Annotated in this window: 23 protein-coding genes and 3 pseudogenes; 21 read left to right on the top strand and 5 right to left on the bottom strand. The window is 35.5% G+C overall.

Going from position 1 to position 26358, the window contains the following annotated elements; translation table 11 throughout:
* Nucleotides 1–13: 13 nt before the first annotated feature.
* The 10 genes from pstC (at nt 14) to EGX70_RS09145 (ending at nt 10968) form a co-directional block, all read left to right on the top strand.
* Nucleotides 14–859: a phosphate ABC transporter permease subunit PstC gene (gene pstC, locus EGX70_RS09095; RefSeq protein ID WP_000814835.1), complete on the top strand. Its 846-nt coding sequence runs from the start codon at nt 14–16 to the stop codon at nt 857–859.
* A gap of 1 nt (nt 860) precedes the next feature.
* Nucleotides 861–1739 carry a phosphate ABC transporter permease PstA gene (pstA, locus tag EGX70_RS09100; RefSeq protein WP_000427916.1) on the top strand — a complete coding sequence of 293 codons (879 nt, stop codon included), beginning with the start codon at nt 861–863 and terminating at the stop codon, nt 1737–1739.
* Nucleotides 1732–2481: a phosphate ABC transporter ATP-binding protein PstB gene (gene pstB / locus EGX70_RS09105; RefSeq protein ID WP_000041121.1), complete on the top strand. Its 750-nt coding sequence runs from the start codon at nt 1732–1734 to the stop codon at nt 2479–2481. The genes pstA and pstB overlap by 8 nt, the downstream gene beginning before the upstream one ends.
* Complete coding sequence (gene phoU / locus EGX70_RS09110; protein ID WP_000621376.1) at nt 2478–3134, top strand: phosphate signaling complex protein PhoU; 657 nt, start codon at nt 2478–2480, stop codon at nt 3132–3134. The genes pstB and phoU overlap by 4 nt, the downstream gene beginning before the upstream one ends.
* Nucleotides 3134–3811 carry a winged helix-turn-helix domain-containing protein gene (locus tag EGX70_RS09115; RefSeq protein WP_000638643.1) on the top strand — a complete coding sequence of 226 codons (678 nt, stop codon included), beginning with the start codon at nt 3134–3136 and terminating at the stop codon, nt 3809–3811. The genes phoU and EGX70_RS09115 overlap by 1 nt, the downstream gene beginning before the upstream one ends.
* On the top strand, nt 3804–5459 hold the full coding sequence (locus EGX70_RS09120) for an ATP-binding protein (RefSeq protein ID WP_123948089.1): 1656 nt from the start codon (nt 3804–3806) through the stop codon (nt 5457–5459). The genes EGX70_RS09115 and EGX70_RS09120 overlap by 8 nt, the downstream gene beginning before the upstream one ends.
* Nucleotides 5460–5616: 157 nt before the next feature.
* Entirely contained in the window at nt 5617–7800 is a 2184-nt protein-coding gene (locus EGX70_RS09125) for a PTS transporter subunit IIBC (RefSeq protein ID WP_000795065.1), read from the top strand.
* Nucleotides 7801–7853: 53 nt separating this feature from the next.
* Nucleotides 7854–8669, top strand: coding sequence for an endonuclease/exonuclease/phosphatase family protein (locus tag EGX70_RS09130; RefSeq protein ID WP_001029866.1), 816 nt, complete (start codon nt 7854–7856; stop codon nt 8667–8669).
* Nucleotides 8670–8884: 215 nt separating this feature from the next.
* Nucleotides 8885–9637, top strand: coding sequence for a LytTR family transcriptional regulator DNA-binding domain-containing protein (locus EGX70_RS09140; protein ID WP_001019939.1), 753 nt, complete (start codon nt 8885–8887; stop codon nt 9635–9637).
* Nucleotides 9634–10968 (top strand): sensor histidine kinase, encoded by a 1335-nt coding sequence (locus EGX70_RS09145; protein WP_001089364.1) that lies wholly within the window; start codon nt 9634–9636, stop codon nt 10966–10968. Before EGX70_RS09140 ends, EGX70_RS09145 begins: the two co-directional genes overlap by 4 nt.
* Before the next feature lie 88 nt (nt 10969–11056).
* Here the strand turns inward: EGX70_RS09145 and EGX70_RS09150 are convergent.
* Nucleotides 11057–11221: pseudogene (locus EGX70_RS09150) on the bottom strand (cysteine peptidase family C39 domain-containing protein); the annotation flags it as partial.
* Nucleotides 11222–11509: 288 nt separating this feature from the next.
* Here EGX70_RS09150 and EGX70_RS09155 point away from each other — a divergent pair.
* From EGX70_RS09155 to EGX70_RS09210, 11 genes and pseudogenes are all read left to right on the top strand, one after another.
* Nucleotides 11510–11683, top strand: coding sequence for a hypothetical protein (locus EGX70_RS09155; protein ID WP_000683599.1), 174 nt, complete (start codon nt 11510–11512; stop codon nt 11681–11683).
* 68 nt (nt 11684–11751) lie between these two features.
* Nucleotides 11752–12599: pseudogene (locus EGX70_RS09160) on the top strand (ABC transporter ATP-binding protein).
* Nucleotides 12600–12604: 5 nt separating this feature from the next.
* Nucleotides 12605–13759, top strand: coding sequence for an ABC transporter permease subunit (locus EGX70_RS09165; protein WP_000623425.1), 1155 nt, complete (start codon nt 12605–12607; stop codon nt 13757–13759).
* A 228-nt stretch (nt 13760–13987) separates the two neighbouring features.
* Nucleotides 13988–15023 (top strand): annotated as a pseudogene (locus EGX70_RS09175) (acyltransferase family protein).
* 246 nt (nt 15024–15269) lie between these two features.
* Nucleotides 15270–15695, top strand: coding sequence for a PTS mannose transporter subunit IIA (locus EGX70_RS09180; RefSeq protein WP_000823117.1), 426 nt, complete (start codon nt 15270–15272; stop codon nt 15693–15695).
* A gap of 17 nt (nt 15696–15712) precedes the next feature.
* Entirely contained in the window at nt 15713–16204 is a 492-nt protein-coding gene (locus tag EGX70_RS09185) for a PTS sugar transporter subunit IIB (RefSeq protein WP_000632641.1), read from the top strand.
* A 15-nt stretch (nt 16205–16219) separates the two neighbouring features.
* Nucleotides 16220–17029, top strand: a complete 810-nt coding sequence (locus EGX70_RS09190; RefSeq protein ID WP_000605775.1) for a PTS mannose/fructose/sorbose/N-acetylgalactosamine transporter subunit IIC — start codon at nt 16220–16222, stop codon at nt 17027–17029.
* On the top strand, nt 17026–17853 hold the full coding sequence (locus tag EGX70_RS09195) for a PTS system mannose/fructose/sorbose family transporter subunit IID (RefSeq protein WP_000841957.1): 828 nt from the start codon (nt 17026–17028) through the stop codon (nt 17851–17853). The genes EGX70_RS09190 and EGX70_RS09195 overlap by 4 nt, the downstream gene beginning before the upstream one ends.
* Nucleotides 17854–17990: 137 nt before the next feature.
* Nucleotides 17991–19640 carry a sensor histidine kinase gene (locus EGX70_RS09200; RefSeq protein WP_123948091.1) on the top strand — a complete coding sequence of 550 codons (1650 nt, stop codon included), beginning with the start codon at nt 17991–17993 and terminating at the stop codon, nt 19638–19640.
* A 3-nt stretch (nt 19641–19643) separates the two neighbouring features.
* The gene (locus tag EGX70_RS09205) at nt 19644–20417 is read left to right on the top strand and encodes a response regulator (protein WP_000286068.1); all 774 of its coding nucleotides are present in this window, start codon (nt 19644–19646) and stop codon (nt 20415–20417) included.
* Nucleotides 20418–20428: 11 nt separating this feature from the next.
* Nucleotides 20429–21466 carry an extracellular solute-binding protein gene (locus EGX70_RS09210; RefSeq protein ID WP_000660653.1) on the top strand — a complete coding sequence of 346 codons (1038 nt, stop codon included), beginning with the start codon at nt 20429–20431 and terminating at the stop codon, nt 21464–21466.
* A 221-nt stretch (nt 21467–21687) separates the two neighbouring features.
* Here EGX70_RS09210 and EGX70_RS09215 read toward each other — a convergent pair whose 3' ends face one another.
* From EGX70_RS09215 to EGX70_RS09230, 4 genes are all read right to left on the bottom strand, one after another.
* Nucleotides 21688–22185: a kinase gene (locus tag EGX70_RS09215; protein WP_000226643.1), complete on the bottom strand. Its 498-nt coding sequence runs from the start codon at nt 22183–22185 to the stop codon at nt 21688–21690.
* Nucleotides 22185–23222, bottom strand: a complete 1038-nt coding sequence (locus EGX70_RS09220) for a M42 family metallopeptidase (RefSeq protein WP_000450427.1) — start codon at nt 23220–23222, stop codon at nt 22185–22187. The genes EGX70_RS09215 and EGX70_RS09220 overlap by 1 nt, the downstream gene beginning before the upstream one ends.
* 10 nt (nt 23223–23232) lie before the next feature.
* On the bottom strand, nt 23233–23688 hold the full coding sequence (gene nrdI / locus EGX70_RS09225; RefSeq protein WP_001125401.1) for a class Ib ribonucleoside-diphosphate reductase assembly flavoprotein NrdI: 456 nt from the start codon (nt 23686–23688) through the stop codon (nt 23233–23235).
* Nucleotides 23689–23844: 156 nt separating this feature from the next.
* Nucleotides 23845–26247: a bifunctional 2',3'-cyclic-nucleotide 2'-phosphodiesterase/3'-nucleotidase gene (locus EGX70_RS09230; RefSeq protein WP_123948093.1), complete on the bottom strand. Its 2403-nt coding sequence runs from the start codon at nt 26245–26247 to the stop codon at nt 23845–23847.
* Between the last annotated feature and the right edge of the window lie 111 nt (nt 26248–26358).

Consider the following 26358-nt stretch of genomic DNA (forward strand, 5'->3'; position numbering starts at 1 on the left):
GTAAGAGTAAACAATGAAACAAACAAAAGAAGGTCTTATGCAAGCTGTGTTTTTCATCACGGCTTGCGTCAGTGTTATATCAGCTATTTTAATTTGCCTCTTTCTCTTCTCTAGTGGTCTTCCAGCTATTACGAAAATCGGCTGGGGAAATTTTATATTTGGTAAAGTCTGGCATCCTAGTAATAGTATTTTTGGCATCTTTCCAATGATTGTAGGTTCCTTATATGTTACAGCGGGAGCTTTACTTTTAGGAGGACCGATAGGTATCCTTACTGCTGTTTTTATGGCTTATTTCTGCCCAGAAAATATTTATAAGCCTTTAAAGTCAGCTATCAATTTAATGGCGGGAATCCCTTCAGTTGTTTATGGTTTCTTTGGACTCGTTGTTATTGTCCCTATGATAAGGCAATATATTGGTGGCTTTGGTATGGGAGTCTTAGCAGCTTCAATTTTGCTAGGAATTATGATTTTACCAACAATTGTTAGCATTTCAGAATCTTCTTTAAGAGCTGTTCCAGAGAGCTATTATGAAGGCGGTATTGCCCTTGGTGCCTCTCATGAACGAAGTGTCTTCTTTGCTGTTTTACCAGCTGCTAAACGTGGTATTTTAGCATCGGTTGTTTTGGGAATTGGACGTGCTATTGGTGAAACAATGGCTGTCATCATGGTAGCGGGTAATCAAGCTGTCTTGCCTCAATCGCTGACATCAGGCGTTAGAACTCTAACCACTAATATTGTCATGGAAATGGGCTATTCTTCTGGTTTGCATCGTCAAGCCTTAATTGGTACAGCTGTGGTACTCTTTATCTTTATATTAATGATTAATATCAGTTTTTCAGCATTACAGAAAGAGGAATAAGATGGAAAATATTAACCAAAAAACGTCAAAACAATATTTAGCATCTTTAAAAAAAGATCCCCTTTCCTTCTTTCTTTTTGCTATTGTCTATTTGGGAGCAATTCTAAGTTTTGCTACAATTGCATTTGTTGTTATTTATATTTTAGTTAAGGGGCTTCCTCATGTGAATACTGGCTTGTTTGCATGGACTTATAATACTCAGAACGTTTCACTATTACCAGCTTTCATTAACACTATCTTTATCATCGCCTTAACTTTATTATTTGCAGTTCCACTTGGTATTGGTGGATCAATTTATCTAACGGAATATGCTAGACGTGATAATCCTTATCTCAAAATTATCCGTGTTGCAACCGAGACATTGGCAGGGATACCTTCAATTATTTATGGTTTATTTGGTGCATTATTTTTTGTAAAATACACACACTTAGGCTTATCTTTGATATCGGGTTCTTTGACTTTGAGCATCATGATTTTACCTTTGATTATGAGGACAACTGAAGAAGCTTTACTATCTGTTCCGGATTCTTATCGAGAAGGAGCCTTTGCGCTTGGTGCGGGTAAATTGAGAACCATATTTAAAATCGTATTACCTAGTGCTATGTCTGGTATTTTTGCTGGTATTATTTTAGCGGTAGGACGTATCATTGGTGAGTCAGCAGCACTTATTTTCACAGCTGGAACAGTTGCAAAAGTAGCACATTCGGTATTTAGTTCATCTCGTACTTTAGCAGTACATATGTATGCTATTTCGGGTGAGGGCTTATATGTTGACCAAACTTATGCGACTGCGGTCATCTTATTGCTTTTAGTTATTATTGTCAATTTTGTATCTGGACTAGTAGCCAAACGATTAGGAAGTGAGTCGAACAGTGAGTAAATTAGTAATTAATAATTTAGATTTGTATTATGGAGAATTTCACGCTCTCAAGGATGTTAATTTAGACATTGAAGAAAAAGAAATCACAGCCTTTATTGGACCTTCTGGGTGCGGAAAGTCTACTCTCTTGAAAAGTATTAACCGTATGAATGATTTGGTCAAAAATTGCAAAATCACAGGGGATATTACTTTAGAAGGCGAGGATGTCTATAGACAATTGGATATTAACCAATTGCGTAAAAAGGTTGGAATGGTGTTTCAAAAACCTAATCCGTTTCCAATGAGCATTTATGATAATGTTGCTTTTGGTCCAAGAACGCACGGTATTCATTCCAAAGCAGAGTTAGATGATATCGTTGAACGTTCCCTTAAACAGGCGGCTCTATGGGATGAGGTTAAAGATCGTCTTCACAAATCTGCTCTGGGTATGTCTGGCGGACAGCAGCAACGTTTGTGTATTGCGCGTGCTCTTGCTATTGAGCCTGATGTTTTACTTATGGATGAACCCACAAGTGCCTTGGATCCTATTTCAACAGCAAAAATTGAAGAATTGGTTATCCAACTGAAGAAGAACTACACTATTGTTATAGTGACACATAATATGCAACAAGCTGTTCGTATTTCTGATAAAACAGCATTCTTTCTGATGGGAGAAGTGGTTGAATATAATAAAACGAGCCAACTCTTTTCATTGCCACAAGATGAGCGTACAGAAAACTATATTACAGGGAGATTCGGATGATTCGTTCACGATTTGCAAGTCAACTTAATGACCTTAATAAAGAAATTATTTTTATGGGGGCATTGTGTGAGGACATCATTGGGAAGTCCTTAGGTGCTCTAACAAATAGTAATGACGTTTACCTTGACGACATTTCTGAAACTTATCACAAGATTGAACAAATGGAACGGGATATTGAGGAGAGATGTTTAAAACTTTTACTTCGTCAGCAACCAGTTGCCAAGGATTTACGCCGTATTTCTTCTGCATTAAAAATGGTTTATGATATGAAACGTATTGGTGCTCAAGCTTATGAAATTGCGGAAATTGTTAGTTTAGGTCATATTATCCAAGGTGCAGGTTCTGAAAGGGACCAACTTAACAGCATGTCTAATAATGTCATTAGTATGCTGACTAAGAGTATAGATGCTTTTATTTATGACAATGAAGAACAAGCGCATCAAGTAATTGAACAAGATAGGACAGTTAACCAGGAATTTGATACAATAAAGAAACAGTTAGTGTTATATTTTTCGGTACAGGATGTTGATGGTGAATATCCCATAGATGTTTTAATGATCGCCAAGTACCTAGAGCGTATTGGTGATCATACAGTAAATATTGCTAAATGGGTGCTTTTCTCAATAACAGGTAACCTAGATGGAGAAGCGTAATGATATATTGTGTTGAAGATGATGCTGATATTCGCGAAATGATGCTCTATACTTTGCAAATGGCAGGTTTTACAGCTCAAGGATTCTCGAGTTCAGAGCTTTTTTGGGAAGCTATTCAGGAGAAAGTTCCAGACTTGATTTTACTTGATATTATGTTGCCGGGAGATGATGGTTTGACTATTTTAGAGCGTTTAAGGAGAAAACATCAAACGGAAATGATACCAGTAATCATGACAACTGCTAAAGGTAGTGAGTATGATAAAGTTAAAGGGTTAGATCTTGGAGCAGATGATTATCTCGTCAAACCTTTTGGGATGATGGAAATGATTTCACGAATAAAAGCAGTCTTGAGACGTAGCCGCCAAGTAGATTCAAAAGCTCATATTATCATTGGAAATTTAGAGATTGATCCGACTAATTATTGGGTCAAAAGGGGAACGGAAAAAATCCACTTAACCCTAAAGGAATTTGAGTTATTAGTATTATTCTTCCGTAATCCCAATAGAGTCTTTACAAGGCAAGAACTTCTGGATAAGGTTTGGGGAGAACAATTTTTAGGAGAAACTAGAACTGTGGATGTTCACATTGGGACACTGCGAACAAAACTTGGTGAGGATGGCTATTTGATCGCTACAGTAAGGGGAGTTGGATACCGTTTGGAGGAAAGACATGACTAAAAAAATTTTCCGTACAACTTTATCCGCTAGTTTGGGAATTGTTTTAGTTACAATTTTGATGATTATGGGATTTCTCTATAATTACTTCAATCGCATTCAGCGAGAACAGTTGAGAACACAAACGGCACTGGCGTCACAAGGAATTTCCTTTGAAGGTAAAGATTATTTTGGAAATCTTAAAACTTCAAATGTGCGTATTACTTGGGTAGATAATAAGGGACAAGTGCTTTATGATACCCAATCAGATGCAAAACATATGAAAAATCACGCCAATCGTCAAGAAATTAAAGAAGCTATCAAGAGTGGTTATGGTGAGAGCACGAGGTGGTCAGCGACACTTACTGAGAAGTCTATCTATGCTGCGCAACGTTTAAATAATGGAACGATAGTTCGTTTATCAGTTGCGCAACAAACTATTTTTTATCTTCTCCTTGGTATGATGAGTCCCTTAGCAATTATCATCTTACTTGCTATTATTTTATCTGTATTAATTGCACGATATATAGCGAAAAAAGTATCAGAGCCTTTAAACAATATTGACTTAGATCATCCTTTATCAAATGATAGTTACGAGGAGATAACACCATTATTAAGGCGTCTTGATAGCCATCAGTCTAAGATTCAACATCAAAAACTGTTATTACAAAAGCGTCAAAAAGAAATTGATACCATTATTTCTAAAATTAAGGAAGGAATGATTCTTTTAGATGATCAAGCAAGAATCGTTAGTATCAACGCAGAAGCTTTAAAGTTATTCCAAATTAATGATGATTGGCATGGGCGCTTTATGATGGAAGTTAGCCGAGATTTAACTCTCAAAGACTTAATTGATCAAGGACTAAAAGGGAAAAAGAAAGAGGCTAATATTGACATTGAAAATAATCATTACCGCGTCTTGGTAAGACCAACTACAGATAACAACCGAGTAACAGGATTGGTTGTTCTACTGTTTGATGTGACTGACCAACTCCAAATGGAACAACTTCAACGTGAATTTACTGCCAATGTCTCTCATGAATTGAAAACCCCGCTTCATGTCATTTCTGGGTACTCAGAACTGTTAGCTAATCAAATGGTTCCAAACGAAGAAGTCCCACAATTTGCAGCTAAAATTCATAAAGAATCTGAACGATTAGTTAAATTGGTTGAGGATATTATCAACCTTTCTCACCTTGATGAACAAGAAAAATTACCGCAAGAGACAGTAAATCTGTATGACTTAACACAAAAAGTTTTAGAAGGTTTACAAGCTAAAGCAGATAAGAAGCACATACAAATCAATTTTAATGGAGAAGAAGCTATTTTGCGAGGGAATCCAGTTTTATTGAATTCCTTGGTGTACAACTTGTGTGACAATGCTCTCACCTATAATCATGAGAAAGGTCAAGTAAATGTGACTTTGAAAAATTCACCTGATACAATTACCTTAGAAGTTAGTGATACGGGACTAGGCATTGCAGAGAAGGACAAAAAACGTATTTTCGAACGTTTCTATCGCGTCGATAAAAGTCGCTCAAAAATAGTTGGAGGGACTGGTTTAGGTTTGTCTATTGTAAAGAGTGCTTTAGATTTTCACAATGGTAGTATAAAAGTGGACAGCCATTTGGGGCAGGGAACAACAATGACCGTTTTACTTCACAAACAATAAAAACTCACAAATAAAAGTCTAGATGATATTATCTAGACTTTTTTAGTAATTCAGAAAAAATATACAAGTAAGGGTTTACAAAAAACAAATAAGTGCTATAATAAAACCATAATAACGCAAACGCTTGCACTATTAAGTGCATAAAAGGAGATTGAAGATGAAAAATAATGTCAAACAGCTCTTTAGTTTTGAATTTTGGCAGAAGTTTGGGAAGGCTTTGATGGTTGTTATTGCTGTTATGCCAGCAGCAGGATTGATGGTTAGTATTGGTAACTCCATTAGTCTATTGGATCCATCAAATGTTTTATTAGGGCGCATAGCTAATGTCATTGCTCAAATTGGTTGGGGAGTTATTGGTAACTTACACATCTTATTTGCATTGGCTATTGGTGGTAGCTGGGCTAAAGAACGTGCCGGTGGTGCTTTTGCGGCTGGCTTATCCTTTATTCTTATTAACCTTATTACGGGGAACTTTTTTGGTGTTAAAACAGATATGTTAGCAGACAGTAAAGCAACTGTTCAAACGGTATTTGGTGCAACCATCAGAGTTTCAGATTACTTTGTTAACGTTCTTGGACAACCTGCTCTTAATATGGGTGTATTTGTCGGTATTATTTCAGGTTTCGTTGGTGCAACTGCCTTTAATAAATATTATAACTATCGTAAATTACCAGATGCTTTAACTTTTTTCAATGGAAAACGTTTTGTTCCATTTGTTGTTATTTATCGTTCAGTCATTGTTGCATTAATTTTATCAGTATTTTGGCCGGTTGTTCAATCAGGTATCAATGGCTTTGGTAAATGGATTGCAAGTTCACAAGACAGTGCTCCAATATTAGCACCATTTGTCTACGGTACGTTAGAGCGTTTATTGCTCCCATTTGGTTTACACCATATGTTAACTATTCCAATGAACTACACGCAACTAGGTGGCACATACACTGTCCTTACAGGTGCAACTAAAGGAGCACAGGTGTTGGGACAAGATCCACTGTGGTTAGCATGGGTTGGTGATTTAATTAACTTAAAAGGCTCAAATTCAAGTCAATACCATCACTTATTGACAAGTGTCACTCCAGCACGTTTTAAAGTGGGGCAAATGATTGGTGCTTCAGGTATTTTGATGGGATTATCTTATGCTATGTATCGTAACGTTGATAAAGATAAAAAATTGAAATACAAGTCAATGTTTATTTCAGCAGCGGCGGCTACTTTCTTGACAGGTGTTACTGAGCCAATTGAGTACATGTTCATGTTTGCAGCAATGCCACTCTACCTTGTATATGCTGTCGTTCAAGGATGTGCGTTTGCTATGGCAGATATTGTTAACCTCCGCGTTCATTCATTTGGTAATATAGAATTTTTAACACGTGTTCCCATGGGAATAAAAGCGGGCCTTGGTGGTGATATTTTCAACTTTGTTTGGGTGACACTTCTTTTTGCAGTATTGATGTACTTTATTGCAAACTTTATGATTAAAAAATTCAATTTAGCAACAGCAGGACGTAATGGTAATTATGATAACGAAGAGGTTGATAATGCTCCTTCAACAGCTTCTGGTTCTGCTGATGCAAATTCTCAAGTTGTACAAGTTATTAATTTACTTGGTGGTCGTGATAACATTGAAGATGTAGATGCATGTATGACTCGTCTTCGTGTCACAGTTAAAGATGGAAATAGCGTGGGTTCTGAAGCAGCTTGGAAAAAAGCTGGTGCAATGGGATTGGTGTTAAAAGGTAATGGCGTTCAAGCTATTTACGGACCTAAAGCAGATGTCCTTAAATCAGACATTCAAGATTTGCTAGATTCAGGTACAGTTATTCCAATAGTTGATTTAGAAACAGGCCAACCTGTAGCAGCAGCCCAAGTTACAACTTATAAAGGAATAACAGAAGAAATTGTTTCGGTGGCTAATGGTCAAGTAGAAGCATTGGATGTTGTTAAAGACCCTGTCTTTTCTCAAAAAATGATGGGTGATGGCTTTGCTGTGGAACCAACTGATGGCAATATTTATGTTCCAGTTTCAGGTACAGTTACTAGTGTCTTTCCAACAAAACATGCTTTTGGTTTATTAACAGAAAGTGGCCTAGAAGTTTTAGTACATATCGGTCTAGATACAGTAGCTCTTGATGGTCAACCATTTGAGGTTAAAATTTCTAGTGGTCAAAAAGTGGTAGCAGGCGATCTTGCTGTAGTAGCAGATTTGGAAGCTATCAAAGCAGCTGGTAAAGAGACAAGTGTGATTATCGTCTTTACAAATGTTTCAGATATAAAAACTGTTAAACTTGAAAAATCAGGTCCACAAATAGCTAAAACAGTTGTGGCAAAAGTCGAACTGTAACAAACGATAGGAGCTGGGCAAGTCTCAGCTTCTTTCTGATGAAAGGATACTCTATGGCAAAATGCTTAACGTTAAATACTCATTCATGGATGGAAGTAAATGCTCTAAAGAAATTATTTGATTTAGCAGAGCATATCTTCCGTGAAAAATATGATATCATCTGCCTACAAGAGGTGAACCAGAGCATATCTTCCCCTCTTGCTAAGAGTAGTCCAAATTATCATCCGATTGAAGGTACACCAGCTCTTCATCAAGATAACTTTGCCTTGCAATTAGTGCATTACCTAAATCTTCAAGGTCTACACTATCATTGGACATGGGCTTATAATCATATTGGTTATAGTAAGTACCATGAAGGGGTAGCGATACTTTCTCTGAAACCATTAAAGCCAGATGATATTTTAGTTTCAGCTGTAGACGATGAGACTGATTATCATACTCGTCGTGCTCTGGTAGCTGAGACCACTCTGAATGACAAAGTCGTTACAGTAGTTAGCCTCCATTTATCATGGTTTGAGAAAGGATTTGCGGAGGAGTGGAAACGACTAGAAACTACCCTACTTGAGGTAGAAACTCCACTTTTACTCATGGGTGACTTTAATAATCCTACTGGAAATCAGGGTTATGAACTTGTTCTTAATAGTCCATTAGCATTAAAGGATAGCCACCAAATAGCCAATCATGTATTTGGAGACCATACTATTATGGCTGATATTGATGGTTGGGAAGGGAATAAAAAGGCTCTTAAAGTTGACCATATTTTTACTAGCGAAGACCTTTCAATCAGTTCAAGTCAAGTAGTTTTTGAAGGTGGTGAAGCACCTGTCGTTAGTGATCATTACGGCTTGGAAATTACGTTAAATCTTTAGATTAATCTATTTAATATATTAAAAGCATCCTAAATTTGTCTATAAAACAAAACTTAGGGTGCTTTTTGAAAAATATGTCACATTATTTAACTTCTTACGAAGTTTGGAATGCATGAGAAAATATGATAAAATGATAATAACTATTATAGGTGATTTTAATAAATATTTTAATCAATTGGTTTATCTATTAGAACAATTAATACGAGGAGACGAGAGTGAATATTTTTATTTTAGAGGATAATTTTATTCAACAGGCACGTTTAGAGAGAATAATTGAGGAAGTTAAAATTAGGAGAAGTATACACAGTAAAATGGTAAATACCTTTGAAAAACCAGTTCAATTATTGGAATCAATCTGTGAAAAAGGTATGCATAATTTATATTTCTTAGACATTGAAATAAAAAATGATGAGCAGAGGGGCTTAGAGGTCGCAAAACAAATTAGACAAATTGATCCTTATGCTCAGATTGTTTTTGTTACAACTCATTCGGAATTAATGCCTTTAACCTTTCGTTATCAGGTATCAGCTTTAGACTATATCGATAAAGGACTTTCACAGGAAGCATTTAGCAGAAGGATTGAAGAAGTTTTACTATATGCTAATAATGCTTGCAGTAAAAACTTACTAGAAGATTCTTTTTATTTTAAATCACGCTATAGTCAAGTACAAGTACCTTTTAACGATATCCTTTATATAGAAACGTCATTAAGGTCACATAGAGTTGTCCTTTATACTGCAAAAGACAGAATGGAATTCACAGCCACTTTGGGGGATATTTTAAAACAAGAACCTAGGCTCTTTCAATGTCATCGCTCTTTTTTAGTAAATCCCTTGAATATTTTTAAAGTGGATAGGTCAAATAAACTAATCTATTTAAAAAATGGTTCGAATTGTTTGATTTCTCGTAATAAAATAAAAGATATTATGGTAGTAATAGAGGAAAATCAAAGAGGTAGAGGAATATGAATTCTACTCTATCCATCTTAGAGATAGCTTTAACGATAATATTAACAATATTTCTCTTTTCTAAAATCAGTGGACGTCAATTAACTTTAATAGAGATTGGAATTTGTATTGCTCTGAGATTAGGACTTGTAATTTTATTTATAGCAGCTAATACTATTATTAATCTTTCATTTCTAAAGTACTGGCTTCTCCCCATCTATATGTTAAGTCTGGCTTTCTTGTTGCTAAGACCTATATCTAAAACTTTAGTAGTCTTTTATGGCTTGTTTCCAATTGTTCTCAGAAATCTTTGTTCACGTTCTTTAGCTTTTTTTGTCTTTCCTTTGTTTAATATTGATTTTCATACAACCAACCAGGGGTTTTGGGGATATTTTGTTGATGTCTTGTCTACTCTTTGTGTTCTCTTATTTTTAAGATGGATGCAATACGATTTTAAAGCATTGCGAAGTAGTGAAGTTTCGCCAACAGATAGGAGAATTCTCCAATTTACGAATGGGTGCATGGTGAGTTATTACTTATTGATGCAGTTTTTAACTTACTTCGAATATGAATTAGCCATCAATACTGTTATTTACCGACAATTTTTGCTTGTTGCTTATTGGATTATATTTACGGGAGCAATAGCCAGTTTAGACCGGAGACTTCGAAATTCTTTACAGGAGAGGTTAGCTGTTCAAAGAGAACTCCAATTGGCTAATATGATAGATTATAGCCACCATATTGAGGGGTTGTATAAAGAAGTTAGGAGCTTCCGACATGATTATAGTAACATGTTAACGACCTTGAAACTAGGGATTGATAATGAAGATATATCTATTGTCAAATCAGTTTATCAGTCTATCTTTAAAGAATCTAATACACATTTCCGACATCCTAAGTATAATATAGACCGGTTGGTTAATGTAGATAACCCAGCCTTAAAAAGTCTTTTAGCAGCCAAGCTTTCACAAGCGATAGACAATCATATTATGGTATCTATAGAAGTACCAGACAGTATTAAACCTCAAGGGATGGAACTGATTGATTTTATTACCATTGTATCTGTTTTATGGGATAACGCTATTGAGGCTTCTTTAGAGACAGACGATCCTAAGATAGCCATGTCTTATTTTACATTAAAACATAAACAAATTTTTATCATAGAAAATTCAACTAAGGAAAAGGCAATAGATACGTCAATGATATTCAATTATGAGATAAGTAGTAAGGGACAGAATAGAGGAATAGGTCTTTACAATGTCAGGGGAGTTATCAATCGTTATCCAAATATTTCTATTGCAACAAGTAGCCAAGATTTTAGTTTCTGCCAAACTTTCGAAATCATATTATAGCTTTAAAAAGTTCAATTTATCTAAGTTTATTATTTTCTTAATACCATCAATCCAACCACCACCAGTGATATTATTTAGTTGTTCCGGCGATAATTCCTGAAGCTGTAGTTCCATCTCGATTAGTTTTGGCCAGTTCTCGTAAGTGGTTTAATGAATATTTTGAACCATAGAACTTTGCGATTGAAGCAAGTGCAGTTACTCCACAATCCTTAGTATCAACCTGACGCACCAATGCTTTTTTGTACGTCAACATTGTGTAATTCCTTTCTTCGTTATCGTATTAATATTTTGCCATAAAAATATATACTTATTAAAAATAGCTTAAACAGCTATTGAAATGCGTCCAATGGTTTCTATAAGAATATAAAGGTAGATAGTACTTTTCTGTTTTGAGGCGATTCAACGACATTTCAGGGAATAAACGCTTCTATTTTTATTTGAATGCTATATTAAATGTGTCAAGTTGCAACAGACAAAAATTTTATACAGGAGATATTCAAAATAAATGTAAAATCAATTGAACAATTAGAAGTTATGGATAATGAAGCATTATCACATGTTGAAGGTGGCCTTGGTCATAGATGGATATACAGTAAGAACCGGTAAACATACTTATACAAGTGCATGGCATCTTTCTGAAAAGACTGCTGCAGCAAATGCAAGAAATCGTATGGGCCTTTACCCTGAAAGCGTTTGTCGTGTCTATCATGTATAATTGATTTTTTATTTAAGCGATAGGGAATCTTCCTTGCCGCTTAAGTTTGTATAGGGAGAGACAATACTATGTTATTACAGCTAGATAATATCACTAAAAGCTACGGAAAAAAATAGTACTTAACCAGATTTCCTACCAGTTTACTCCTGGTTTGTATGGACTCTTAGGAGCAAATGGTACTGGCAAAACAACCTTATTAAATTTGATGAGCCACTTTACATTCGCAGATAGTGGGAATATTTATTGGAATGGACTGGAGCAGTCGGAAGAATTTTATCGTCACATTGGTTTTTTACCGCAACATTTTCGCTATTATGATCAATTTACTGGCATTGCTTTCTTAAATTATATCGCTACCTTAAAAGGTGTTGATAAAAAGAAAGCTAAACAAGAAATTCCTAGATTACTAGAGCTTGTTGGTTTAGGCGATGTAGGTAAAAAGAAGATTTCATCATACTCCGGTGGTATGAAGCAACGTTTAGGCATTGCTCAAGTACTTATCAATGATCCTGAAATACTCATTCTGGATGAACCAACTGTTGGACTTGATCCTAAGGAACGGGTTAAATTTCGCCATATTTTGAGTCAGTTATCCACCAATAAAATTATCATTTTATCAACGCATATTGTGTCGGATGTGGAAGCTGTTGCCAAAGAAATTATAGTATTAAAAAATGGTAAATTTATCGAACATGGCAACACCGCACAGCTGTTGAAAACTATTGAGGGAAAAGTGTGGGAAATAACGACTGAACCAGATTTATCTCAGATACCCAATATTGCTATTGTTAATGAAAAAGTCATTTCAGATAGTCGGGTATTTCGTGTAGTGAGTGATATTTGTCCGAGTGATTCGGCACAGTTGGTTGTTCCGACTCTAGAAGATTTCTACATCTATCATTTTAGAGGGGAGTAAGTAAGATGATATCAATTTTTCCTTTTGAATTAAAAAAACTGCTACAACGTAAGGCAGCATTGGGGGCTTTTATTATCTTCCTTCTTGCTATTTTTGGTCTATTTTACCAGCATTTTTTTGTTGGGCAAATTAGTGGCTATTCTGCAGATAAAATACATGGTCGAGAAGCGGTTGCCATTAATCGTAGAATAGCTGAAAAATATTCAGGGGATTTATCTGAAGAACGAGTAACAAATATTATTAAAAACTATGTTAATCCGCCAGCAGGACGCCCCCCTATATTTGATGTTTTTAGTTATTATGTGGCAGACACTTTTGATCGTGATTTTTTAATTTACTATAACCAATTGAAAGATGATAAAACAATTGATTTTAATAAAATAAATATTAAAGATCAAAAACAGTTGGGTTCTGCGCTACCACTAAAACAACTAAAGTTAGGTAACTTTGCTCCTTGGAATCAACTTTTCGAAGTAAGTAATAGTACTTATATTTTAATTGTCTTATTTACTCTATTCTTATCAGCTCCTCTTTTTTCAGGAGATAGGGCTAAGAAGATTAATCCTATACTACTGACGACTCGGTATGGACGTGGTCAGTTGACCTGGGCTAAGTTAGCTAGTACAATGACCATCGGTATTTCCACATTTATCCTAGCATATGCCCTCATTCTGACGGTATTTGCAGATTATTTTGGTTTTAGTGGTTGGGAGACAAGTGTTCAACTGAATTTATACTGGACATCACCTTTAGCTAATATTATGGGATTTCCTGTACCTATGACAATATCAACTGCTTTTGTTCATATTATTGTCTTACAATTTGTTGGACTCCTTTTTATAGCCAGTCTTAATTTCTTTATATCAAGTATCACAAATTCGCCATTAACATCTTTTGCTGTTTCAACACTTGCCTTTTTTGCTCCTAGCTTTTTAATGGCTATGTTTAATAAAGGTGTGATAAACAAGTTATTAACTATTTTCTCAGTATCAACGACAGACACTCCAGCTTTACTTTTAAAATTATCACGTAATGGTAGTCCTGGCTTTTTCTTTGATAGTTTTTCTGCTAATGAAATCTGTTTGATCAGTCTGCGTATGTTAATTGCAGTGTTATTGATAGCTTATACCTATCGTTTAATGCGACGAAGAAGTTTATAGCTCCCACTAGTTATCTGAACAAGAAATTATTCTAAGCTGATTTTCTTTTGCGAAATCAGCTTTTTTATTTCCTAATATGGTTAATAAGGTATTAACAATAATTATCAGATACCATTTAAGGCGTTTCAATGACTTTTTGGGATAATTGAGATATTCTTCTGAAGAGATTGGTATCATAGTAATGATAACTTATAGAAAGTAATGTTAAGGATGAAGAGAAGTCAGTGCGTGGATAATAAGCAGCATAATACATCAATGATTAGCTTGCTACAATACCTTTTTTCCATACTGGTCATTTTAGTTCATAGTGGAAGGTTATTTAGTCAGGATGTCATTCATTTTACCTTTAAAAGTTTCCTAGGTCGGATGGCTGTTCCTTATTTTTTGATTTGTACTGCTTTCTTTTTGAGAGGTCGTATACAGCAAGGTTTGTGTAATCACTCCTACTTTCGTAAACTGATTAAAAAGTATAGCATGTGGACTATCATTTATTTGCCTTATGGTTATTTCTTTTTTGAATCTCTAAATATAGCGAAGATCTATTTGCTGCCGGGTTTTATTGTGGCATTGTTGTATTTAGGTATGTTACATACCCTTTGGTACATCCCTGCTGTTATTCTAGGTTGGATCATTATTCAAGGATTATTGAAGTATGTAGGAACTAGGGGGGACATTTATCACAGTTGTTGTACTCTATTGTATTGGAGCAGTAGAGACCTATTCTGTCTTTGTACAGTCAACAAAATTTTATCCCCTGATGTCCACTTATATGTCAATTTTTCAGACAACACGAAACGGATTATTTTACACTCCAGTTTATCTTCTAGCAGGATATTTACTCTATGATTATTTTAATACTGACCTATTTACCAAATCGCGTGGTCTTAAGTATATTCTCTTCCTTTTACTTCTAGCTTTAGAGAATGTTCTTATTTATTTTAATCAAGGGTTGGATAAAAATTTCTTCTTATTAGCTCCTTTATGTGCAGTATTCTTATTTAACTGGAGTATACGTACATCACTGTTTAAGGACTATCGTTTAAGTCCTTTAAAGCAGTTGAGTGTCTATTATTTCTTCCTTCACCCTCTTTTTGTTGGCATAGTGTCTTACTGTTTAAAATCAACTTCCTTAGTTGCACACCATCAAGGAAAAGTGATTTTTGTGGTGACCTTGGCATTAACACATGCTTGTGCTCTACTCATAATAAAGGTTGTTAATAAGATACCCTATCAAAAAATTATTCCATTATCTCTTTCGAAATAGTGATTCATATAAGAGAAAGTTTAAAGTTATAGTGATGTAAAGGTTGTGTAAACTATTAGGATACATGACCTTTTTATTGTTCTGTTTTTAAAAATTAATTATATAGAATAGTCCACACATAGAGTAGAATAGTCCATTTTTAAACCGCTTTCATTTGTTAGAATGATAGTAAAGGTTATCTTATTCAAAGTATTGATAAAACTTTCAGAACTAATTTAGGGTAATGTAATAAATAGGAGGAGAAAGATGAAGCGGAAATTCCTAATTGGAAGTCACGGAAAACTTGCGAGTGGGTTGCAGAGTTCTATTGATATTCTGACAGGCGAGGGACAAGAGATTCAGACAATAGATGCTTACATTGATGATAGTGACTATACCAAGTCTATTGTAGAATTTATTGATGAGATTGCACCAGATGAACAGGGCCTTATTTTTACAGATTTGTTAGGTGGTAGCGTTAATCAGAAAATGGCGACTGCTGTAATGAATAGTGGGAAAAATAATGTTTTTTTAATAACGAACAGCAATTTAGCGACCTTGTTGTCATTACTATTTTTGAAACCTGAAGAGGAATTAACTAAAGAAGAAATTGTAACCGTTATCAATGAATCTCAAGTGCAGCTGGTAGATCTTAGCTTTAAAGCGAGTTCAGAAGATGACTTTTTCGATTAATAATTAGGAGGAAAAAAATGATTACTCAAATTCGTGTTGACGACCGTTTGATTCATGGGCAAGTGGCAGTTGTATGGACTAAAGAATTAAATGCACCACTTTTAGTGGTGGCTAATGATGAAGCTGCAAAAAATGAAATCACACAGATGACTCTTAAAATGGCTGTGCCTAATGGCATGAAATTATTAATCCGTTCAGTTGAAGAATCAATAGCTCTATTTAAAGATCCACGCGCAACTGACAAGCGTATTTTTGTGATTGTCAATTCTGTTAAAGATGCCTGTACAATTGCTAAAAATATAACTGATTTAGAAGCAGTAAACGTCGCTAATGTAGGACGCTTTGATAAGTCTGATCCAGCTACAAAAGTCAAACTAACATCAAGTCTCTTATTAAATCCAGAAGAGTTGGAAGCCGCAAAAGAATTAGCCAGCTTACCAGATTTAGACGTCTTTAACCAAGTATTGCCTTCAAATACTAAAGTTAACTTGAGTCAACTAGTCAAATAAAGTGAGGTATGACATATGATAATGCCAGCGACGATGGCAGCTTTAGCTGTATTGATTTGTTTTGGGGGAAATTACTTAACAGGTCAAAGTATGATGGAGAGACCACTTGTAGTTGGTCTTGTAACAGGAATGCTACTAGGTGATATTAAGGTTGGTATCTTAATGGGAGCCTCCCTAGAAGCGCTATTTTTGGGAAACGTTAATATTGGGGGTGTTATTGCAGCAGAGCCAGTAACAGCAACAGCGATGGCAACAACTTTTACCATTATTTCAAACATTGATCAAAAAGCAGCAATGACTCTAGCTGTTCCAATTGGAATGTTGGCAGCATTTGTTGTTATGTTTTTGAAAAACGTCTTCATGAATATCTTTGCACCGATGGTGGATAAAGCTGCAGCCGCAAACCATCAAGGTAAACTTGTGATGCTTCACTATGGTACATGGATTATTTACTATCTCATTATCGCTTCTATTTCTTTCATTGGTATTTTAGTAGGTAGTGGGCCTGTTAATAGTTTTGTCCATCATATTCCTCAAAACCTGATGAATGGCTTAAGTGCGGCGGGAGGCCTCCTTCCAGCTGTTGGTTTTGCTATGCTGATGAAATTATTATGGACAAATAAATTAGCTGTTTTTTACTTGCTTGGTTTTGTTTTAACAGCTTATTTAAAATTACCAGCGGTTGCAGTTGCTGCCCTAGGAGCAGTTATTTGCGTCATTAGTTCACAACGTGATATAGAATTAGACGCAATTACTAGAGGTGCGATCAGTAAACAGACAACCTTTGACTCTAAAGAATCAGAAGAGGAGGACTTCTTCGCATGAAATCACAGGATAATTTGACTAAAGAAGACCGTAAAATGCTTCGCTCAGTCTTCTGGCGCTCATGGACGATGAATGCTAGTCGTACTGGGGCAACACAATACCACGCAGTAGGGGTTATTTATACTTTACTACCAGTCATCAATCGTTTTTATAAGACTGATAAGGATAAAGCAGAGGCATTGGTCCGTCATACAACATGGTTTAATGCCACCATGCACATTAATAATTTTATTATGGGTCTTGTTGCATCTATGGAAAAGAAAAACAGTGAAGATCCTGATTTCGATGCTAGTGCCATCACCGCAGTTAAGGCTTCTTTGATGGGACCTATATCTGGAGTTGGTGATTCATTCTTTTGGGGAATTCTAAGAGTTATTGCGGCAGGTATCGGTATCTCCTTGGCAAGTACAGGCTCAGCCATGGGAGCTGTTGTCTTTCTACTCTTGTATAACATTCCAGCTTTTCTGATTCATTATTATAGTCTCTATGGAGGTTACTCTGTAGGTGCAGGGTTTATCAAAAAATTGTATGAATCAGGTGGTATTAAAATTGTTACTAAGACTTCAAGTATGCTTGGTTTAATGATGGTAGGCTCAATGACTGCTTCAAATGTTAAATTCAAGACAATCTTAACGGTAGCAGCTAAAGGAGCTAAGGAAGCAGCTTCCATACAAAGTTACCTTGACCAATTATTTGTTGGCGTAGTGCCACTGTTGGTAACGATATTAGCCTTCTGGCTTCTACGTAAAAAAGTCAATATCAACTGGATCATGTTTGGCATTATGGTGTTAGGTATTGTACTTGGTCTCTTAGGTATTTGCTAATAATCTCCTAGCATTAAAGGTAAGTGGAACAAGACGATACTTGTTTAGCTTATCTTTTTTTCCTTTGAAAGTTATTGTATGAAAGGAGTTGACTATCTTTATTGGATAGCTATTTGCTATAATAAAAGGAGATGGAAATGAGAGGATATAGAATGGAAGAACGCTTTAAGAAACGACTACAAGATGATATCTCTAAACATTTTTCCCGCCAGTCTTTAATTTTATCCTTGTTATTGATTGCACTTTTCGTCCTTTTTTCTTTAGCGCCTCAGCAGATAGGCCTTTATAAAGATGTTAATTCAGTTTCCTATAGTTATAAGCAATTGATTCAAAAACATGATACCTTATTAGATGACTTAGGTAAAAATAGTTTGAAACCATTTGTCTCAGGACACTTAGGAAGTGCTGATTTGAGTAAGCAATATTATCATTTAAGGAATCATTTACAAAGTCAAACAGAACTTTTAGTATTCTCACCTAATCAAGAACTTTTGTTTGCTAGTAATTCACATTTAGGTAATTTTTTTAGTAAGTCTATTTACATTAGTGAAGTTTTAGATAAGGCTAAAATAAATCAAAGGCTACTAAAAATTATTGTAGATAGTGAGGGAGGGCATTACCTTGCACTCATTAAGCCAATTATAGTTAATAAAAAAGTTTCAGGTTATGCCTTCTTATTGATGAATGGGAAAGACTTTTTACTTCCAACGAAGGCTATTAACTCAGACTTGATTATTGCCGATCAGCTAAATAATAGCTTTACTTTTACTAATCGTGATTTTATCTCCTCTAGTTTAGATAAGGTAGATAGTCAATTCTTAACTAGATATTTTAGTTTTCACGATCATCGAGCTTTTGTTGTTAGGAAAGTAGCTCTGCAAGACAATATCCTACTTTACATGTATCGTCCCCTGATACCAGTAACTCTGGTCGTCCTTTTTTCTCTAGTATCATCAGTTATTATTTTTGTAATTTTACGACGAAAATCTAGAGTTCTAGCCGATCGCATCGCAGTAAAAAATTCTAGCGCCATAAATCAAATGGTGCTAGATATGGATGCCATTTCCCGCCAAGAAAAATCTAGTATTGAGCTTGATAGTCAAGATGAATTTCAATATCTATCTGTTCAAATCAATCAGATGGTTTCACGGTTAAAAGATTTACATGAGAAAACTCTCGATTTGGAAACACAAAAGTTGCTGTTTGAAAAGAGGATGTTAGAAGCTCAGTTTAATCCTCACTTCCTTTATAATACCCTTGAGACAGTTTTAATAACCAGTCACTATGATTCACAATTAACAGAAAGAATCGTTATACAACTAACAAAATTATTGCGCTATAGCCTTAGTGGTAGCACAGAAGCAGCTGTGCTTAAGGATGATTTAGCAATCATTGAATCCTACCTTTTGATTAATCAAGTGAGATTTGAAGAATTAACTTACACTATTTCAGTATCCCCTGAACTTGAACACATGCGTGTACCAAAACCTTTCTTGTTACCGCTAATTGAGAATGCTATTAAATATGGCTTAAAAGAACGTCATGATGTAGCAATAAACATAGATATTTGGCAAGATAGTGATGGAATTTGGTTTACTGTTTCAAATAATGGATCAGGTATTAGTTTGGCTAGGCAAAAAGCCATACGTACAATGTTAAGATCAACTCACTCGCATCATGGGCTTATTAATTCTTATAGACGATTACAATATCAATTTTCAACAGTATTGTTAGAGTTTACGAAGACAGATGATGCTTTTCGAGTTAGCTATATAGTAAAGGAGTGAGTTATGTATAGATTACTTATCGTTGAGGATGAGCACCTTATTCGTAAGTGGTTACGCTATGCTATTGATTATCAATCATTGAATATTTTAGTGGTTGGTGAAGCAAAAGATGGTAAAGAAGGAGCTCAATTAATTCAGGAAGAGCAGCCAGACATTGTTTTAAGTGATATTAATATGCCAATTATGACAGCATTCGATATGTTTGAGGCAACCAAAGGACAATCTTATGCCAAAATTATTTTATCTGGCTATGCTGATTTTCCAAATGCGCAATCAGCTATTCACTATGGCGTTCTTGAATTTTTAACAAAACCACTAGAAAAGCAAGCTTTGATTGATTGTTTAAAAACAATTATGGCTAGAATTGAGGAACATAAGGAGAAGCACCTACAAGAGCATACAGAATTGTATTTACCTCTACCACAAGCTAATGACCAAGTTCCTGAAGTTATTAAAGATATGCTAGCATGGATTCATAGCCATTTTCATGGGAAAATTGTGATTAGCCAGTTAGCTCACGATTTAGGTTACAGTGAAAGTTATCTTTACACAGTCACTAAAAAGCACCTTCATATAACTTTGAGTGATTATATAAATCAATATCGTATTAATCAAGCCATTCAGTTGATGTTTAGAGAACCAGACCTAATGGTTTACCAAATTGCAGAAGCTGTTGGTATTTATGATTATCGTTATTTTGATAGGGTTTTTAAAAAGTACTTGGGTCAGACAGTAAAAGCGTTTAAGGAAGAACATATTTTTAAACAGATGGATTAGGTAGGTGAAAGATGAAAGAAAAACAGTCGAAAAGGCTTATTTATATACTACTGGTTGTTCCCATTATTTTTATAAGTATTTTTACATACAGTATTAGCCAGCCTTCTAAACTACTTCCACCAAAAGAATTAGTTATTCTAAGTCCAAATAGTCAAGCCATTTTAACAGGAACGATTCCAGCTTTTGAGGAAAAATACGGTATAAAAGTTAAGCTTATTCAAGGTGGGACAGGGCAACTAATAGATAGATTAAGTAAGGAGGGTAAGCAGTTGAAGGCGGATGTTTTCTTTGGAGGAAATTATACGCAATTTGAAAGTCATAAGGCATTGTTTGAGTCTTACGTATCAAAGAATGTTCATACTGTTATTCCAGACTATATCCATCCGAGTGATACGGCGACACCTTATACTATAAATGGGAGTGTCTTGATTGTAAATAACGAATTAGCTAAGGGACTTACCATCAAGAGTTATGAAGATTTATTACAGCCTTCCTTAAAAGGTAAAATTGCCTTTGCAGATCCGAATACTTCCTCTAGTGCTTTCTCACAACTCACCAATATACTCTTGGCAAAGGGTGGTTACACCAATCCAAAAGCGTGGAACTATGTTAAAAAGCTACAACATAATATTAATGCTATCAAATCTTCTAGCTCTTCAGAAGTTTATCAATCAGTTGCAGAAGGCAAAATGATTGTGGGGCTGACTTACGAAGACCCTAGTGTCAATTTGCAAAAAAGTGGTGCCAATGTTTCTATTGTGTATCCGACAGAAGGGACAGTTTTTGTCCCATCTTCGGTTGCAATTATAAAGAATGCTCCTTCTATGAAAGAAGCAAAGTTATTTATTAATTTTATGCTTTCTTTAGATGTTCAAAATGCCTTTGGGCAGTCAACGAGTAACCGACCTATTCGTAAAGATGCCCAAACGAGTAATGGCATGAAAGCTTTAAAGGATATTGCTACTCTTAAAGAAGATTATCGCTATGTCACTAAGCATAAGGGCCAAATCCTTAAAACCTATAATCGTATTCGTAGAAATGCTGATTAAATGAGAATATAGAAAAACTCCTCGGAATCATTGATTCCGAGGAGTTTAATCGTCGTCTTCGTCGCTTTCGAAATCTTTTTTCCAATAACGATAAAGACTAATACATGCCAGAAATCCGGCTATAATGGGAACGATAATAAATAAGAGGTCAATCACTGTATCCATGGGCAATATACTCCAATGATAAGAAGTCATTATTGTTTATAGTGCGTACAATAATGTTAAGGTAAAACGTCGGTCATTATAAGTTTTTTGACATCCTCTAAACTCATAGATTTTGTTAATATTTTTTCAGGTATCTCTTTTAAGAAGTCTTTCTCAAGCCACCATCTTGCAAGAGAATCTTCTCCAAATTCTAAAGATTTAAGTCGAGTTGAATGTCTTTTAACAGTTTCTTGAAAGCTTAAATCATAGTAATAAGCATAAGTATTGTTGGGGTTATGTTTTAAAATATGTTTCCAAACAGGCGTATACCAATCAGAACGAAGTATGCCTTCAAGGATGATGTAGGAACAGTTATGGTAACCATAATTTAGTAAATTGATCAAAAGGGGAATGGTAGTAGTATTTTCACCATCCTTAGTTCCTAACATCTCTCTACGAAGGTAATCCTGAGATAAGAGAAGGGTATCTTCCCCTAATTCGGCTTGAAGTTGCTTAGCTATTGTAGACTTTCCGCTAGCTGAATTTCCCCTGATAATAATGAGCGTGGCTACCATTAGTTCACCATATTGCTTTTGAGATAGGCATCCACTAAGAGTTCAGTTGCTTGAATAGAATCGATATGGGTACGTTCATAAGAATGACTAGATTCAATACCTGCACCAAGTAGCGCGTGTTTAACTTCCGCACCAGCACGCATGGCAGCGGAGGCGTCACTACCATAATAAGGATAAATATCAAGTTTATAAGGAATATTATTGTTTTCAGCTAGAGAAACAAGATGTTGACGTAATTCATAATGATAAGGACCAGAAGCATCTTTAACACAGATAGAGACAGTATATTCGTCAGTTTCTTGATCGTCTCCCATAGCTCCCATATCAACTGCTAGATATTCTACAGTTTCATTTGGGATGCTTGAATTTGCTCCATGTCCTAGCTCTTCAAAGGCACTAAAGTAGAAATGAGTAGTATAAGGAAGTTGAATGTCTTCTTTCTTGTAAACAGAAAGAAGTTCCATTAGGATACCAGCGGATACCTTGTCATCTAGGTAACGTGATTTAATAAAGCCGCTGTCTGTTACGATTGTACGCGGATCAAATGAAATAAAATCGCCGACCTGGATACCTAAAGCACGTGTTTCGTCAGCAGTTGTTACTTTCTCATCTAAACGAATTTCCATATTTGTTTGATTACGTTCAGCAGTTCCAGCGTCTTTGTAAACATGGACACTAGTTTGATGAATAAGAGCAGTTCCAGAAATTTCTTTACCATTTTTTGAGAGGTGTATAGTACAGTTTTCTCCTTCAATGGCATTGTATGTGTATCCGCCAATAAGGTCAATTTTTAATCGACCATCTGGTTTGATGGCCCTAACCATAGCACCAAGTGTATCAAGGTGAGCAGTTATCATGCGATGTTTAGTATCATTTTTTCCTTTTAGAGAAACCATGACGCCTCCCTTGTTTGTGCGAATTGGTGAGTAGCCAAACGATTCCAATTCTTTGATGATATAGGTCATGATTGTTTGGGTAAACCCTGTTGGTGAAGGGATTGATGTCAGGGTTTTAATGTAGTTTAATGTTGTTTCCATACTATTTCCTTTAGGCTTTAAAGTTCGATAATGTTTCAACGATAATATTTGCGATACGTTCAACGTCGCTAGAAGTTCCTCGCAATTCAAAGTCTCCTAACATAGGAAATCCAAACCGTTCAGAGTATTGTTTTGCAGTTAAACAGTACTGATTGTTAAAATTTCTATTTCCAGAGCCAACAATTCCGATACAATTTTTGACATTATTGTGTGCAGCTATAAAATCACCAAGTGGAATGGTAAGAATTTCTTGATCGCCATTGTCAATGCCATTTCCTCCCTCGAGGTAAGTGGGTAATAGTGCTACGAAAGGTTGGTCAACAGGAAAGGTTTGATGATTTTGTTCCTTGATATTAATAGTCGAAACCTGACAGTTATGCCAAGTTGACAGTTGTTCACTAAGACGTTTGACAAAGCTTTGAGTATTGCCGCTAAGACTGATATAGACTAGGGTTAATTTAGGCATTTAGTACTCCTTAAATCTAAATTTCTTGTTATCAGTTTAGCAAAATCATGTCAGATAAACAAGCTAGAGTGGTATCTCAATATCTGACTATTTAGAGAGAAAATCTATTGTTGAGACTAAAAACTGAGGTTGATTGGCCTCAGTTTTTAGTGATGACTATATTTGTTTCTTTTTAAGTAAACTTCCCACGAGTCCAAGTATTGCGACACCAAAGAAAGCCAGATAAGATTGTTTTTCTTGTCCAGTTTTAGGTAATGTTTTTTCTTTCTGTTGTGTATAGACAGTGCCTGTAATATTTGGAGAAGCTTTTGCTTTTGTATAAGCAGTTGCAACCATGTGGTGAATTTTTTGTTTTTCTATTTGGCTTAACTTTTCTTGATGTGATGGCTCAGTAAGGTCTACTTTTTCTTGTTCAGTATAGACAAATCGATAATCACCAAATCCTTCATCTTTGGTAGAACTAGCGATATACTGAATATCCTTGCTATTAGTAACAAGATTTTTAGCTTTATCGGCTGTTTGGAATCGTAAATCAAGGCCTTTAATAGACTCTGTGAAGCCCCAGTTATTATCAGCTGTAGGATTGATGGTTTTCTCTGAAATAATATAGTTGATAATAGTTTGGCGATTTTCTAAGTTCAGCAAACGGTTCATTGTGGCATTTTTAGCCCCAGGGAAGGTACCACTAGCACGGTAGTTATTGGTCACAATCATAAACTCTTGTTTGTCTGCAACGGGCTTACCATTGTACATTAAATCGCGTACTCGACTAGCTTGACTATTAACAACTTTTCCATCTTTATTGTATTTATTAGGTTGTGTAATATCAAATTTATAAGTCAAGCCATCAATAACGTCAAAATTATAGGTACGATATTCGGTATTGATAATATTTTGTGGTGCTTTATTGTTAGGGTCAATTTGGTTAAATTGACCAGCGGACATTTCTAACCATTCACGTAAGTCTGCTCCGGTCACTTTTAAAAGTGCAGTAACATTATCATAAAGATAAAGATCAGCTACGTTTTTAATTGCAACAGGTCCAGCTGGAATATCAGTATATGCGGTAGCATCGCCACGTGTTCCAGCTTTAAATGGTGCTGCAGCAGATAGAAGTGGTAAATTTGCCTCAGGTGTTCCTTTCAATTCATTTGCAACGTACCAACGTTGAGCGTTGTTAACAATTTGAACTGAAGGATCATCTTTAACTAGTGCAAAGTAACTTGTAATTGGCGCAGTTGTTGTACCTACTTGTTGGCGAACATAGTTGATTGTGCCATCGTGTGCTTCCTTAGCCAATGCAATGATACGCTCGTCAGCAGTTGTTGAGTTCATATCAATTTTACGGATTTTAGCACTGCTTTCGGAGACTTGCCATTTTCCATTAGTATAGCTAAGTCCTAAATCAATAATACCAAGGTGATCCCCGTACTTGCCTGCCATTGTAACGGGTGTTCCATTTATTTTTCCATTGATACCATCAACTCCAGTGTATTTTTCATAGAAGCCAGTACCGTTACCTGATGGAAATTCAGCGTGTGAGTGTCCCGTAACAACGGCATCCACTCCCTTGATGCTGGCAATTTGATAGCCAACGTTTTCTTCACCTTCTTCATATCGATCATCTCCAATGCCAGAGTGTGATAAAACGAGAATGACATCTGCTCCTTTAGCACGCATAGTAGGAACGATTTCTTCGATTGCTTTAACTGAATCTTTGACAATAACCTTTCCCTCTAAGTTAGCCTTGTCCCAGTTTAAGATTTGAGGAGGTACAATTCCTGTAATTCCAATATTTAGTGCAACAGCTCTTCCTGTTGAATCTTTGAAGGTTTTAGTAATGATGTCATAAGTTTTAAAAACTGGTTGATGTGTTTTGAAATCCAAAACATTTGCGTTGAGGATTGGAAGGTTGGCTGTAGCAATGATTTTTTTGAGGTAATCTAAACCGTAATTAAACTCATGATTACCTAGTGTTGATGCATCATAACCAAGAGCATTCATGGCTTGGTACATAGGATGTTCTTCATTTTCTGCGACAGGTTTAACGATTGCTTTATAAGTTCCTAAAGGTGTCCCTTGAATGACATCTCCGTTATCAACTAAGACGGTATTAGGATTTTCCTTTTTTGCTTCTTCGATAAGGACAGCAGTTTTTGCTAACCCTATTTTTTGAGATTCTTTATCTTGATAATAATCATAGTTAACTAAATTGGTGTGTAGGTCTGTGGTTGACATGATGCGAAGGTCAACTTTTTCACCTTCAATAGGTTTGAGATCACCAGTTGTGGTTTCTGTGGCAACAGGCTGTGGATTTTGATTATTGGCAGTGGTATTTGTGCTTGTGGCTGTTGAAGCATCAGTTATTGCAGTTGGAGTAGAAGTAACGTTTGACTTTTCCTCTGCAATTGTGCTAGTGGGGGTAGTTGATTCAACCTTTGTAGCGGTTGAACTTGGTGTTGTAACAATGTCTTCTGCTTGAACAGCTAAACCACTTGTTGCTGTAGCTGTTAAGACAGTTAAAGCGAATACGCTTTTTGGAAAATAATGTTTTGACATAAATCTCCTCCATTAAAACATTACATGTATATTATCCTAATCTAAAAACTATTATAGCTTATTGAAAACGTTTAATCAATCTCATTTACGAATTATTTTTGGTGATTACAC

This window comes from Streptococcus sp. FDAARGOS_522, assembly GCF_003812445.1.
Lineage (GTDB): Bacteria > Bacillota > Bacilli > Lactobacillales > Streptococcaceae > Streptococcus > Streptococcus agalactiae.

What these genes read in the sequence shown, in the direction of transcription:
- pstC (WP_000814835.1), top strand. Translation starts at nt 14, where the DNA reads ATGAAACAAACAAAAGAAGGTCTTATGCAAGCTGTGTTTTTCATCACG.
- pstA (WP_000427916.1), top strand. Translation starts at nt 861, where the DNA reads ATGGAAAATATTAACCAAAAAACGTCAAAACAATATTTAGCATCTTTA.
- phoU (WP_000621376.1), top strand. Translation starts at nt 2,478, where the DNA reads ATGATTCGTTCACGATTTGCAAGTCAACTTAATGACCTTAATAAAGAA.
- EGX70_RS09115 (WP_000638643.1), top strand. Translation starts at nt 3,134, where the DNA reads ATGATATATTGTGTTGAAGATGATGCTGATATTCGCGAAATGATGCTC.
- EGX70_RS09120 (WP_123948089.1), top strand. Translation starts at nt 3,804, where the DNA reads ATGACTAAAAAAATTTTCCGTACAACTTTATCCGCTAGTTTGGGAATT.
- EGX70_RS09125 (WP_000795065.1), top strand. Translation starts at nt 5,617, where the DNA reads ATGAAAAATAATGTCAAACAGCTCTTTAGTTTTGAATTTTGGCAGAAG.
- EGX70_RS09130 (WP_001029866.1), top strand. Translation starts at nt 7,854, where the DNA reads ATGGCAAAATGCTTAACGTTAAATACTCATTCATGGATGGAAGTAAAT.
- EGX70_RS09145 (WP_001089364.1), top strand. Translation starts at nt 9,634, where the DNA reads ATGAATTCTACTCTATCCATCTTAGAGATAGCTTTAACGATAATATTA.
- EGX70_RS09155 (WP_000683599.1), top strand. Translation starts at nt 11,510, where the DNA reads ATGAAGCATTATCACATGTTGAAGGTGGCCTTGGTCATAGATGGATAT.
- EGX70_RS09165 (WP_000623425.1), top strand. Translation starts at nt 12,605, where the DNA reads ATGATATCAATTTTTCCTTTTGAATTAAAAAAACTGCTACAACGTAAG.
- EGX70_RS09180 (WP_000823117.1), top strand. Translation starts at nt 15,270, where the DNA reads ATGAAGCGGAAATTCCTAATTGGAAGTCACGGAAAACTTGCGAGTGGG.
- EGX70_RS09185 (WP_000632641.1), top strand. Translation starts at nt 15,713, where the DNA reads ATGATTACTCAAATTCGTGTTGACGACCGTTTGATTCATGGGCAAGTG.
- EGX70_RS09190 (WP_000605775.1), top strand. Translation starts at nt 16,220, where the DNA reads ATGATAATGCCAGCGACGATGGCAGCTTTAGCTGTATTGATTTGTTTT.
- EGX70_RS09195 (WP_000841957.1), top strand. Translation starts at nt 17,026, where the DNA reads ATGAAATCACAGGATAATTTGACTAAAGAAGACCGTAAAATGCTTCGC.
- EGX70_RS09200 (WP_123948091.1), top strand. Translation starts at nt 17,991, where the DNA reads ATGAGAGGATATAGAATGGAAGAACGCTTTAAGAAACGACTACAAGAT.
- EGX70_RS09205 (WP_000286068.1), top strand. Translation starts at nt 19,644, where the DNA reads ATGTATAGATTACTTATCGTTGAGGATGAGCACCTTATTCGTAAGTGG.
- EGX70_RS09210 (WP_000660653.1), top strand. Translation starts at nt 20,429, where the DNA reads ATGAAAGAAAAACAGTCGAAAAGGCTTATTTATATACTACTGGTTGTT.
- EGX70_RS09215 (WP_000226643.1), bottom strand. Translation starts at nt 22,185, where the DNA reads ATGGTAGCCACGCTCATTATTATCAGGGGAAATTCAGCTAGCGGAAAG.
- EGX70_RS09220 (WP_000450427.1), bottom strand. Translation starts at nt 23,222, where the DNA reads ATGGAAACAACATTAAACTACATTAAAACCCTGACATCAATCCCTTCA.
- nrdI (WP_001125401.1), bottom strand. Translation starts at nt 23,688, where the DNA reads ATGCCTAAATTAACCCTAGTCTATATCAGTCTTAGCGGCAATACTCAA.
- EGX70_RS09230 (WP_123948093.1), bottom strand. Translation starts at nt 26,247, where the DNA reads ATGTCAAAACATTATTTTCCAAAAAGCGTATTCGCTTTAACTGTCTTA.